Raw genomic sequence first — 11,903 nt, 5'->3', positions numbered from 1 at the left:
TCTAATTTGATTGCAGCAGAATACGTTGCGCGTGTTAATTTCGTCATTTTTTCACCCAAATTTGTATGCTTATTAGCATAACATTTCTTTCTTAATGGGTGGCCAAATTAACTATGCCACTACAGTTGACCAAAGCTTACACCGTACCTCGAAGAACTTAGTATGAAACTATATGGTGAAATTGACTTGGGTTCAAACAATAGCGCGGTTAGCTAAACTTGAGCGAAGCACCAAACTAACCGCAGCGTAATTTTTAGCGCCCCAACGAGCCTGCGACCGACTTGACCCGCTTGTTATGAGTGATCCTCCAATTCTAACCAATCTTCAATTATCCAATCTTTAAATTCACCACCCAAGATAGAATGGCAGCCATCGTCATGATCAAAATAACCGATGTCGCCACCATTACTAATCGTGAAGTAATTCCCGTTATCTGTACAGAACGAAAGAAAATCTTTAGGGACACCCGCCTCCCACCCATCGATAGCAATTACCCTTAAGTTTAGGTACGGCAGCATATCTGGGAGAACTAAACCAGGTTCACGGATCCCAAATACCACATTGCTAGCATTTAAAACGAAGTACCTGTACTGCTCAGGAAACTTAAAAGATAAATCTTGCTCAGCTAAGTTAACTTCTTGCTCAGTAGGTAGGCGAAGAGGTTTGGGAGTAGGCTCATGTTTATCTCTCAGTATTAAAACTACATCTTTTATATCCATACACTCCCCTGACTCGTAACGAGCTTGTAGATTAACTAATTCTTTATTTGTTTTGATTGATAAACAAACCATAGCTAAGTTCCTGTTTTGGTTCAATCGATTACTGTATTTTTACGCAGCATATAAAAAACTGTTTAATATTGTTTTAATTGGCATCTTAGAAGATATTACTGCTGTTTAAATGTCTTTATTGAGGGGATAAGGACTGATCTTTCTTAATGTATCGTGTTTTGCAGCTATTCTGTATTATGAAGGCATTCACTTTCACTTGGCTACACAAGATCAATTCATTCATGCCAATATTTACTGCAATATTCCGCTTTTTATTTAAAGAAAACTAAGCTCAATAAAGCCGAGTCGTTTACCATACTTTAATAAAAATTATTATGCTGCGTGATTCATGATTAACAAACTGCACGAACGATTTATATAGCGGTTAGAATGAGTGCCACCCTAACTACCTTAATTTATTATATATAAGCCAACTAGTTGAACCCATTGAAAGTACTAATAAATGAAGAACCAATGTTTCACGATTAAATTCACTAAATAGACTGAGTAAAAAAACTGGAAGTATGCTTAAGATTAAAACTACCGGTAATTTAAATAAATTTAACTTTTGGAGTAATAAGCTAATAGGTAATCCGTAAATGAACATTAAAGGATAAAAATAAAATAAACTTCCCACCCCTATTGATACACCAAAACCAACACCTGAAATTAATGAACTCACAGAAGTATAGTTTTCGATACCCGCATAAAAATAACAAAAACCAAGTACTGGTAATGCAATTAAAGGACTAAGAATCGCAGCAATCAAATTTTTACGTAGCTCCTTAGACATATTAAGACATACCACAACGAGCTTGTAGATTAATTCGTTTTTTATTTGTTTTAATTGATATACAAACCATAGCTGAATTCCTATTTTGGCTCAGCCAAAGGGGTAAAACTTGGCCTTACACATTAAAGTACCAGGAGACTAGTTATATGAGTCCAGCAGCTACCTCATAAACCTATTAGTTAAATCGGTAAACCAAATACAAGCAAGCTGACCTTACAAACCCTGCGTTAAGTCTTGCGCTAACGTACCCGTTGGCTTTTCAATTACGCGTACCAACTCTTTGCCATTTTGTTTAACAATAAACGTTGGCGTGTATTGTAAGTCGTGAGCCTGTGCAATGCCTGCATCGTCTTGCTTGTTGTAACCTACTGCCACATAGTCAATGCTTGCAAGTGTAACTTTAGATTCATCTAGCAACTTAATGAGCTTTGGCACTTCGCGCTCGCTGTCGTGGCACCACGTTCCAAATAATACAATAAGCTCTTTGCCTTCTAGCTTTTGCATTAGGGCTATATCTTGTGCTGTTGGTGTATACGCTTTGTATTGCTCGTTAAACTTGTCGTAGTCGCTTAGCAGTGCTTGCGTACTTATCTCGCCCGAAAATGGCGCTGTAGCATAGCTTACAAGCGGCATGCTTAAAGCGCACAGTAAAATTAATTGTTTAAACATAAGGTTGCTCTTAATTTAGGTATTAATTTAGGTATTAAACGACTATACCCAATATTGAGTGTGGAGTGAACAACTCAAAACCGTTACTTTTTATCCATAAAAAAGTTAACTTGCGATAAGTTAGTTAAATATTCTCGCCTTACGTCTTTATTCTCAGCTAGCTTGTCTAAATCACCAATTAGGGTAACTAGTTTATTATGAGAATGGCTGCTTGTTTTTTTAAACTCGTCTTGCTTTTCGTCACTCTCAACACGCTCTTTTTTATTCATGTTGTAGCTGTTTTCGTTTTCTTCAAGCCAAATATCGTCAATTAAGCGAATGTTGCTTTTACTAACGGTTCGTTCTTGCATCGCCATTTGCAGCTCGTATTGATTGGTTTGCGGATTAAACTCAAACATTTTTGTATCAACATCAACCTCGTGAGACTGATCGAGCCCCACAAGTTCTTTATTTTTAACGGCGGTGTTTACGTTATAACTCTCTTCTTTGTTGTAGTAATCAGGGCGACTGTATTGATAATCAAAGTGGCTGCTTACATTTTTACTTTGCGTTACACCGCTAAGATCCCCTAATTGGCTTTGTTCAGTTACTTGGCTTAGCTCAATAGTACTTTTAGGCTGATAGTCGCCGTTATCCAGCGCATATGAAAAAGTGGCATCAAAATCAGCGAGCTTAGAAATACTCGCACCCAATGTATTTGGGGCTTTATTACCAAGCCCTTGGTAACGGGCATCGTTTGTAATCATGTTATCAACCAAATCGGCAACCATGGCGCGCCCGTCATTAAAGTGCTGTTCTGCAAGTGACTCCAAATTGCTATAACGCTCAGCAGCCGACGACATACTCGCAAAAGCGCCTTTAAACAATGCAAAACCTTGCTGCATTGCCTCGTCGCCTTTGCGCCCAAATGCCGACTCTTTATCATCTTCAGTACTGTTTACTCGGCTATCTTCTAGGCTTTGATCGAGCGACGCTAAATACTGCTGCATTTGCTGCGTGTCTTTAGCGCCAATGGTTGACATATCGAGTGCAAAATCAATGTCGTTTTGCCCACCTACGGCTTTAAACACAAGTGCTTGCTGGTTTGATGCCTCATCAATGGAATAACTTAAATCAAGCGTGTTCTCTCCTGTATCAAGCGCATCATTTTGCGTTGTTGAAAACGACACATTAAAACCGGCTAACTGTTCACTATTAAAGTCCGCTAAAAAATCTAAGCTCATGTCTGTTTGATTTGGCACTATAAGAGGGTTAAATGAGTTTTCGCTCACTTTAAAAAATTCATCGGCCATTTCGCCAACACCCGCCATAACCTGCGTTAAAGCGCCATGTTCAGCCTCAGATAAATTACCATTAACTTCGTAACTTATGCCAAAGCCATCTATCGCTTCACCTGTTTTTTCGTCATAACCTTGCGATGAGTTAAAGGTAATGTTTATAACATCACCCTCTTTAGTTTTTACCGAGAGCTCAAACAGGTAGTTATCGTCATCCTCGTATTTTGTGCGATTAAGGCTTTCCATGTATGGATTAAGTGAACGCTCAACACGTTGCTGGCTTGAGGCTAAAAACGTTTTTTGCTCATGCCCAAGCTGACCTAAACTCGATAAAATATCGCTGGTATTAGCATAAGCACCCTGAATATTTTTAACCGACGTATTTAATCGCTCAATTAATTGGGTGCTATTTTCGTTTTTTAATAACCCCTCATGCTGAGAGCTTATTACGGTGCGCAGGGCGAGTTCTTCATCGGAGAGTTTATAGTTAAGCGTGCTCGGCGTGCTTGAAATTGTAAATAACGAGGTAAGTTGCTGCTTTAAAACGTCCTCTACTTTTTGATTACTGGCTAGTGCTTCGTCAATAGTTTCGTTATTTAGCTGGCTTAATAATTCATCGGATATTTTGGGGGCGTTAGTTTGTAAATCATTAATAGCTTGAAGGTCGCTACCGGTTAGTAGCGAAGGACTCACAGAGGTTTGATTAGCGTTATTAACTGATTGGGCAAGTAAAGTGCTTAAATTAGACTGGCTGCCAAGTGCATTATTAACCATGATTATCCTTAATCGCTAAACCCTGTTAAGTAATTTATCGGTCACAGCATTAAAAGCTTTAGCTTAAGGAAACGTTTTTTACCTATTATTTATACAAACAACCCATTAATAAATTAAATAAGCATAAATCTAAATCGAATAAGCGTAGGTCGGATAAGCGCAGCGCCATGCGACAATTCACTATTCTATTCGCTTAACACTTCCATCTGTTTCTTTAATTCTTTTTACTAAAAAGTCGACCGCCGCTTTTACCTTTGGTACTAAATAGCGCTGCTTTTGATACAACAAATAAACCGCCATAGTCGCATTTTGGCTTATCGCTAATTCATGCTCAAACTTAAGCTCTTGCAACTGGCCAGACTCAAGATATGAGTCGAGCGCCCACCGAGTTGACATTAAAATGCCCTCGCCATTACACGCTTTTTTAGCCAGCCACGATCCGTTATTTGAAATAGCGACCGCAGGCCCAGAAACGTCGTGCCATTGATCATCTACTTTACATAACCAAGGCGTTGGCCCCGCTGGCGTTTTAAAATAAAGGCCACGGTGCTGCTGTAATTTCATAGCACTTTTAGGCGTCCCGTATTTTTGCAAATAGCCAGGCGATGCAACAGGTATAAAGCTATTATCCATTAGTTTTATTGCTAGCACGCGCTCGTTAGGTGCATACCCTCCACGAATGGCTATATCAACGTCGTCACGCCCAAGGGTAGAAAGCTCATCACTTAGGCTTACATCTAGTATAATTTCGGGATACAAAACACTAAATTTATCAAGTAGTGGCATTAAAATTTTGTCGCCAAAGCCAACCATACAACTAATTGATAATCGCCCCATGGGTGTAGTTTGGTAACTGCGCACTGTTTCTTGGCTTTGCGCCAGTTGCCCCAAAATTTGCTGCATATCGTTGTAGTAAATATGCCCAACTTCGGTAAGCTTAACAATGCGGGTTGAGCGTTTTAAAAGCGTAGCGCCTAAGCTTTTTTCTAAATCGGCTACTCGACGCGACAACGACGAAGGCGGCACACCAAACCCTTTTGCAGCTTTAGTAAAACTGCCTGTTTCGACTACTTTTATAAAATATCGTATGGCTTTTAGTTGATCCATGCTGCCTCTGTGTTAAACAAGCTTTATTATTGCCTTAAAGGCAAAAGTGATTCGCATTTTCTCTTATATATAAGCAAATTAAAACAAGTAATAATGATCTTAACTTATCTACACGCTTTAATTTATTTAACGCCAATAGTTAAAGCTTAAAACCAAAGGCTACATTATGATTACTTTGCACGGCTTCGCAGCTAGTAACTATTACAACTTGGTTAAGCATGTACTTTTACACAAAGAGCTGCCATTTAATGAGCACCTTATATACAACAACGACGAGCAGTTTTTAGCTATAAACCCTATGGGAAAAGTACCGGCTATTACCACCGCTGATGGGCTAAATATTGCAGAATCGAGCGTTATTTGCGACTACCTTGAAGAAACCTACCCAAGCAACACGCTATACTCTGAAGATTCAGCCGAGCGTGCTTTTGTTCGCCAAATTATGAAAATAAGTGAGCTTTACTTTGAGTTGCCAAGCAGACGCTTAATCCCGTATGTATTTACAGGCTCCCCTGCACCTGAACACGTAAAAGACGACATTCGCAAGCTATTAACGCGCGGTGTAAACGCCCTTTGTGAATTAACGCATTTTTCGCCGTGGATAGCAGGCGAACAATTTAGCATGGCAGATATTTACGTTTACTACGTAAATACAGTGGTTAACGCATTCACGCCAAAAGAGCTTAATTGGGATGTATTGGCCGAAATCCCAGGTATGAAAGAATGGCAAGTAAAAATGAGCCAATCGACTATTGCACAGCAAATAGAGGCAGATCGCCAAGCAAATATGCCTGAGTTTATGCAAAAGGTAACAGCACAAATACAGGCAGCTCAAAGCAAGTAATTACGCTATACGCTACCCATTCTCAATTTATAGGAACAGTATTATGACAGATAAAAATATCCAACTTACTTCAACTATCAGCGAAGACAATAAACTCACACTTGCCTTAAAAAACATCGAGATGCCAGAGCCAAATGCCGATGAAGTGGTTATTCGTATTGAAGCTGCACCATTAAATCCATCAGACTTAGGCGTTTTATTCAGCGCAGCTGATATGTCTACTGCAAAGCAATCGGGTACTGATGAAAACCCAGTAATTACTGCTGATGTTCCAGCTCAATTTATGCCATCACTTAAAACACGTGTTGGTAAAGCAACACCTGTAGGTAATGAAGGTGCTGGCACCGTAGTAGCAGCTGGCTCATCACCAGCCGCACAAGCATTAATGGGTAAAACCGTTGCAGTAATTGGCGGCGGTACGTATCGTCAATTTATATGTGCCAATGTACAAAGTTGCTTAGAGCTAAAAGAAGGGACTACCGCTAAAGAAGGTGCATCATCTTTTGTTAACCCACTTACCGCACTAGCAATGGTAGAAACCATGCGCGCTGAAGGTCATAAAGCTATTATTCACGCGGCTGCAGCTTCTAACCTTGGCCAAATGCTAAACCGTATTTGTATTGCCGATGGCGTTGATTTAATAAATATTGTTCGTAAACCAGAACAAGAAAAATTACTGCGCGATATGGGTGCAAAATATATTGTTAACTCAAGCAGCGACACTTTTCTTACTGACCTAACTGCTGCAATAATCGAAACCGGTGCAACTATAGCGTTCGACCCAATCGGTGGCGGCCAACTAACAAGTGACATTCTTAACTGTATGGAAGTTGCAGCTGCGCGCGATATGAAAGAGCACACAATTTATGGCTCTGATACATTCAAACAAGTGTACATTTATGGCGCACTAGACCGCGGGCCTATTACACTTAATCGTAACTTTGGCTTTGCTTGGGCTGTAAACGGGTTCTTGTTATTTAATGCTTTAGGTAAATTAGGCACAGATACAGTAATGAAAATGCGCAAACGCGTTGCTGATGAAATCACCACTACATTTGCGAGCAACTACACGCACGAAGTGTCATTAGCTGAGGTATTACACTTACAGTCAATTGCCGCTTATTCTAAACAAGCAACAGGCGAAAAGTACTTAATTAAACCTCAAGCTTAATAGGCTTAAGTAAGTATTAAAGACCGCAGCATTTAACGCAGTGGTTTTTAAAATTAAAAAGCAGATACTAATTAGGTATCTGCTTTTTTATGTTTAGCACAAGGGCTTTTTATATTGCCTTTCCCCTGCACTGCTTTTATTAAAGGTATACATGCTAAAGAAAGTATTAGTGCAATGAAAAAGCCAATCATAGTGTTGCCAAACCAGATCCTAAAAACATTATTTAATAAAGCTAAAATAAGAGCAGATATAAGCCACGGATTTACGTTTTTCATTTTTAATTCCTTTTATGTTTTGAACAACTATTTTCATCAAACTTATTTAAATACTACAATTTTATTAACGACTATTTCCCTGTGACGTGTGACCTATTTGATTAATTCTACAGCTGTATGTTTGCTATTTTAATGGTCACCTAAGCGCAAGCTCAGAGCCAGGCTGAGGAATTACAGGCCGCTATAGCTTACTTAAGCTCAAGCAAGAAAAACAAGACGCAAAAACCTACGCCCTCGGCGTTAACTACGTCGTAAACAAAAACTTAAAATTTATGGCCGACTACATTAAAGCCAATTACTTTGAGGCGGGCGGCACTATCACATCGGGTAATGCTATCTCATTAAGGCTGCAGTATTCATTTTAATGCGCTTTGCGTGTTTAGTCGGTTAGCCTAAAACTATAAAGCCCCTGTATTAAACGTTACGTTTAATACAGGGGCTTTATAGTTACCTAGTAAATAACATTTAAGTTAGTTTATAAATACTAATTACCAGCATCAGCAAATTGTATTGGGTAATACATATCGCCGCTGCGGTTAATACTGTTACACAGGTTTTTATTAAAACTGGCCAGTGATGGGTCGATGGTGTGCTCATTCACTACAATACCGTCACTTCGCCTTTTAACCTCAATAGATCCGATTGTTTTAATCGCTGATAAATTATCGCCTACGTTTTTAAATATAAAATACTCTATGAGTTCAGTAATAGACTCCGCGTTTTCGATATCTCCCTTAACGGCAGGGACTTGATAGTTAACACTATTACACGTTAAATCATAAACCCTTACTAATTCTAGCTCGTCAGCTCCTTGCACATCAGCAATAACTTTAATCGTGGGCTGCGCTGCTGTTTCAAGTAAGTATTGTGTTTCACTCATTTCGCTTAAAGAAAACGAATCAACGCTTTTAGCTATAGAACAGCCCGATAATAAAGTAAAAACTAAAAACACTGCCCTATTAAAAAACACCTATAAATACCTTATTTCTAAAATTTATTTACTTAGTATTACCATAACACTAAGAGAGGTTCTAAATATAACCTCTAAACAGCTAAAACAACCTCACTTATGTTCTTTCTCATTTAAGCTTGGAGCAGGGTTTCATATAAGGCGAGGCTTTGATAAGTGAATTTCCAATAGGAATTTGGAATATTTCCCATTCAATGCTGGAATTGAGCTTATTTCTCAATTAACGCTGGAAGGGATAACCGTACGTTGCTAGCCACTCAAGTACATTAAAGGTTTAAGGATATAGTTAATTTGATAGGCGTACTCTGGCAAACTTCGCTAGTGCGACATCGGCAGGCACTGGCAAACCTTGATGTATGAAGTCAAAATTTGACTCTTTTGACCCAAAAATTGTTGACTAAAATAGGCGACGCAGGAGCAAAAGCCCACTGTTTTTAGTCCTTATTGATTTTCTTGTTAATGTTCTTTGCTTTAATAATGAATTTCATAGCGCCTAAGTAAAAAAACGGCAACATAAGATATGCGAGTAAAAGAGAATCAAAAAACAGTATCCAATGAAAAACTACAGCTTTCTCTTTGGAGTTACAGAGATCGCGAGATAATATCTCAAAGCAAACTCCATCAGGTGAACCTAGAATATAAACTCCGATTCCAAAAAGTACTAAAGCGATCAAAACTCTTTTGAACATTTCAGCTTTTAACTTTTTGCTAGCCTTGACTCTCAGCTGAAACCTCCTTGAACACTAACATCCCGCTTAGGGGCAATAACACGTGGGCTAAAATTTGGAGCGAAGCGACTGAGTCCACGTGTTACTGTCCCAGGGAGCTTGCGACCGACTTAATGTGATTTTTCAACGTTTAATTACCAATCAGCTGCATACTGTTTATTTGCTTTAAAAGCCTCGACTTCTAAAGGTGCTTTGTCATAACCAAATTCAGCTATGTCAGAGAAGTGCTGAGTTATCACTTGGTCAAGACTAGATCTTTCGATTTGTAGCACATGAACCAATTCATGAGCCAATTTTGGCCTATTGAGCTCATATCCATTACGAACATAAATAGAATACCCGAAAGCCTGAGCATTATTAGTAATACCTTCACCAATAAAACCTAGTGCTTCACCTAGTGTTTTTAGAGCGAAGTTTTCGTATGGAAACGGTACTTCTTCAACATGTACAATCCTAACTTTCTCTGGTTTTTGAATTCCTATATCAGCTGCCAAAGCTAATTCTCGTGAATTTAGCGGAATTCCTGACTCCGAGCCTTTTCTTTCAGTTTCATAAGCCCAGTCAACATACTGCGGTATCAATATGTCTGAGATGATTTTCTGGTATGACAGTGCTGCACCAATAATTAAAGCAAATAATATTATCACTGTAAGTTTGAAAAATTTCATTCAATTCCCTTTAAAAATTCCTACTAACTTGCAAAACAACATAACGCCGCGTTAAGTAGTGAGCGACGCCTACGTCTAACCTAAACCATTACACCGTAAACACAAAACTCGTTTGAACCAAGAATGCCATGCGTTGCGAATCTGCCTTAAACGCTTTGTTATGCGTTCATTCCATGTGCAGGGCTGATTCTGGACATGATAACCATATCTATATACCGTCCACTTTTGAATGTACTCAAACGCTTAATGCCCTCAGTTTCAAAGCCTACCTTTTCATACAGAGCTTTGGCTGAAAGATTATCAGCATGAACCTCTAATTCAACACGAACTAAATTAAGCCAATTATCAGCTTGATTGATTGCTTCATGCATCAAGGCTTTTCCGACACCTTGTCCGTGACTTTCAGGGTGAACAGCGATGGCAATAGAAGCAGTATGCTTATCCCGAACTTTATCCGTTAGGAATAGCGTCACGTGTCCAACCACCTTGCCATCAACTTCTGCGACTAACGTGTATTGATTTGATGCTGAAAAGAGATTTGAAACTTGCGAAGAGCTCAAAAAAGGAAGTTGTGATGTATTTGCCATTACTTCCGTAAAGCTATAAATATTATGAAGATCTTTATGATCAAATTCTTCTAAGTGTCTAATTTTCAAGTTATATCCCTACTGTAAGATCTGCCGAACACCTAGCAATTTAATAGTACGCTCATCACTCATATTTCTGCCGACATAACGCTCATTTATCTACTTTATATAGTTTTAGCAAATAACCTAAGGTATTACTATCACTAAGTTTTCTAAAATATTTGAGTTAAGTTAAATAGATTAATATCCACGTGCAGCTCATTTTCATGAATATATGCGCAAAAAGCAGTTTGACCAATCAATTAACTACTATATTTAGCCAATCTCAATAACTGGTTTTCGCTCATAACCGCTTTAGAACATTTGCATTGCGACATTTATCTTGGCCGCTAATACCGCTCTATTAATATGAGGTACAACAATAAACCGCTATCCATACAGTATTAAATCAAAAAAGATAAAGTATGGAATTTTAGTTGGGAATCTCTGTTTACTTAGTTTATGCCTAACAACAAAATTCTGTCCCTATGAAAAGAACCCAAATAAGGAACGGAAGCACCATCGCTACAAGCATTGCCACATATGGCTCTTCATTCCAGATGTGTGACAAACCATTCCAAAACCGAATGAGAAAGAACAAAAAGATCCTCTTTGATCAAACTACTCAATAATTGTACTAAATAATGCAATTAGTCATAAATCTGTAACTTTGATCCGCGATAATCTCTATCCGATAAATGAATAGACTCAAGAAGATTAAGTAAGATGAGTACACCCTTAGTGCAACTAACATTTGCACAGCAATCATTTGATGATTCTATGTCTGCGGCGATGAGCCACGCTATGGAATATGAAAAGCTATCGCTAAAAGCCAATGCTGCGCATAACATTACGCTGCAGTGTGTGTTGCCTGATGGCGCAAATGAGAGCGATGTTATTTCACTAAGTGCAACGCAGCCCAGTGCGCGAGGGGCGCAGTATTTTACTGAAAAAACGCTGAGCAATGCAGACCTTGAATCTGGTACTGTAAACCTTACTTTAAGTAACATTACACAAAGCCAGTGTTTTGTAGTGCAAATGATGCTGCATGGAAAAAACACGACTTTAAAAGAAAGCCAGCAACTCGATGTGTACATTAAAGCATTTGAGCAAGGCTATATTCCTGAGCAAATAAAAACTGAACATACCAAGTCACAGGGCGTTCGTAGCTACTTTGCGAGCATGGGTTCTACGTTTTTATCGCTGTTTTAATGCTGGCTGCACTTAAATT

Annotated in this window: 13 protein-coding genes; 4 read left to right on the top strand and 9 right to left on the bottom strand. The window is 38.8% G+C overall.

Annotation, left to right across the window (positions count from 1 at the left end; genetic code table 11):
* Positions 1-293: 293 nt before the first annotated feature.
* The 5 genes from H5115_RS13955 to H5115_RS13935 form a co-directional block, all read right to left on the bottom strand.
* Positions 294-791: an SMI1/KNR4 family protein gene (locus tag H5115_RS13955; RefSeq protein WP_182755860.1), complete on the bottom strand. Its 498-nt coding sequence runs from the start codon at positions 789-791 to the stop codon at positions 294-296.
* Positions 792-1,176: 385 nt separating this feature from the next.
* A complete protein-coding gene (locus tag H5115_RS13950; protein ID WP_033021542.1) occupies positions 1,177-1,563 on the bottom strand; it encodes a hypothetical protein in 387 nt (128 codons plus the stop codon).
* A gap of 213 nt (positions 1,564-1,776) precedes the next feature.
* Positions 1,777-2,232: a thioredoxin family protein gene (locus H5115_RS13945; protein WP_182681839.1), complete on the bottom strand. Its 456-nt coding sequence runs from the start codon at positions 2,230-2,232 to the stop codon at positions 1,777-1,779.
* A gap of 83 nt (positions 2,233-2,315) precedes the next feature.
* A complete protein-coding gene (locus H5115_RS13940; protein ID WP_182755858.1) occupies positions 2,316-4,283 on the bottom strand; it encodes a hypothetical protein in 1,968 nt (655 codons plus the stop codon).
* Between the two features lie 180 nt (positions 4,284-4,463).
* Complete coding sequence (locus tag H5115_RS13935; RefSeq protein WP_182755857.1) at positions 4,464-5,390, bottom strand: LysR family transcriptional regulator; 927 nt, start codon at positions 5,388-5,390, stop codon at positions 4,464-4,466.
* A 166-nt stretch (positions 5,391-5,556) separates the two neighbouring features.
* Between H5115_RS13935 and H5115_RS13930 the strand changes: the two genes are divergently transcribed.
* Entirely contained in the window at positions 5,557-6,234 is a 678-nt protein-coding gene (locus H5115_RS13930; RefSeq protein WP_182755855.1) for a glutathione S-transferase family protein, read from the top strand.
* A 43-nt stretch (positions 6,235-6,277) separates the two neighbouring features.
* Entirely contained in the window at positions 6,278-7,405 is a 1,128-nt protein-coding gene (locus H5115_RS13925; protein WP_182755853.1) for a zinc-binding dehydrogenase, read from the top strand.
* Between the two features lie 71 nt (positions 7,406-7,476).
* Here the strand turns inward: H5115_RS13925 and H5115_RS13920 are convergent, their stop codons facing one another.
* Positions 7,477-7,680: a hypothetical protein gene (locus tag H5115_RS13920; protein ID WP_182674745.1), complete on the bottom strand. Its 204-nt coding sequence runs from the start codon at positions 7,678-7,680 to the stop codon at positions 7,477-7,479.
* Positions 7,681-7,850: 170 nt separating this feature from the next.
* Between H5115_RS13920 and H5115_RS13915 the strand changes: the two genes are divergently transcribed.
* On the top strand, positions 7,851-8,045 hold the full coding sequence (locus H5115_RS13915; protein ID WP_310736288.1) for a porin: 195 nt from the start codon (positions 7,851-7,853) through the stop codon (positions 8,043-8,045).
* A gap of 119 nt (positions 8,046-8,164) precedes the next feature.
* On the opposite strand, the gene H5115_RS13910 is transcribed toward H5115_RS13915, so the two are convergent.
* The 3 genes from H5115_RS13910 to H5115_RS13900 form a co-directional block, all read right to left on the bottom strand.
* Complete coding sequence (locus H5115_RS13910) at positions 8,165-8,650, bottom strand: hypothetical protein (RefSeq protein ID WP_182755851.1); 486 nt, start codon at positions 8,648-8,650, stop codon at positions 8,165-8,167.
* Between the two features lie 862 nt (positions 8,651-9,512).
* Entirely contained in the window at positions 9,513-10,046 is a 534-nt protein-coding gene (locus H5115_RS13905) for a hypothetical protein (protein ID WP_033022044.1), read from the bottom strand.
* Between the two features lie 158 nt (positions 10,047-10,204).
* Positions 10,205-10,702: a GNAT family N-acetyltransferase gene (locus H5115_RS13900; protein ID WP_002962781.1), complete on the bottom strand. Its 498-nt coding sequence runs from the start codon at positions 10,700-10,702 to the stop codon at positions 10,205-10,207.
* 696 nt (positions 10,703-11,398) lie between these two features.
* Here H5115_RS13900 and H5115_RS13895 point away from each other — a divergent pair.
* Positions 11,399-11,884, top strand: a complete 486-nt coding sequence (locus H5115_RS13895) for a hypothetical protein (RefSeq protein WP_165722883.1) — start codon at positions 11,399-11,401, stop codon at positions 11,882-11,884.
* Positions 11,885-11,903 lie beyond the last annotated feature (19 nt).

The organism is Pseudoalteromonas sp. SR44-2 (genome assembly GCF_014163745.1).
GTDB lineage: Bacteria > Pseudomonadota > Gammaproteobacteria > Enterobacterales > Alteromonadaceae > Pseudoalteromonas > Pseudoalteromonas distincta.
The sequence above is the reverse complement of the archived record's forward strand: the minus strand, read 5'-3'. Positions and strand labels throughout refer to the sequence as shown.

Bases quoted from the DNA above. Each gene is read 5' to 3' on its own strand.
- H5115_RS13955 (WP_182755860.1), bottom strand. From the start codon at position 791: ATGGTTTGTTTATCAATCAAAACAAATAAAGAATTAGTTAATCTACAA.
- H5115_RS13950 (WP_033021542.1), bottom strand. From the start codon at position 1,563: ATGTCTAAGGAGCTACGTAAAAATTTGATTGCTGCGATTCTTAGTCCT.
- H5115_RS13945 (WP_182681839.1), bottom strand. From the start codon at position 2,232: ATGTTTAAACAATTAATTTTACTGTGCGCTTTAAGCATGCCGCTTGTA.
- H5115_RS13940 (WP_182755858.1), bottom strand. From the start codon at position 4,283: ATGGTTAATAATGCACTTGGCAGCCAGTCTAATTTAAGCACTTTACTT.
- H5115_RS13935 (WP_182755857.1), bottom strand. From the start codon at position 5,390: ATGGATCAACTAAAAGCCATACGATATTTTATAAAAGTAGTCGAAACA.
- H5115_RS13930 (WP_182755855.1), top strand. From the start codon at position 5,557: ATGATTACTTTGCACGGCTTCGCAGCTAGTAACTATTACAACTTGGTT.
- H5115_RS13925 (WP_182755853.1), top strand. From the start codon at position 6,278: ATGACAGATAAAAATATCCAACTTACTTCAACTATCAGCGAAGACAAT.
- H5115_RS13920 (WP_182674745.1), bottom strand. From the start codon at position 7,680: ATGAAAAACGTAAATCCGTGGCTTATATCTGCTCTTATTTTAGCTTTA.
- H5115_RS13905 (WP_033022044.1), bottom strand. From the start codon at position 10,046: ATGAAATTTTTCAAACTTACAGTGATAATATTATTTGCTTTAATTATT.
- H5115_RS13895 (WP_165722883.1), top strand. From the start codon at position 11,399: ATGAGTACACCCTTAGTGCAACTAACATTTGCACAGCAATCATTTGAT.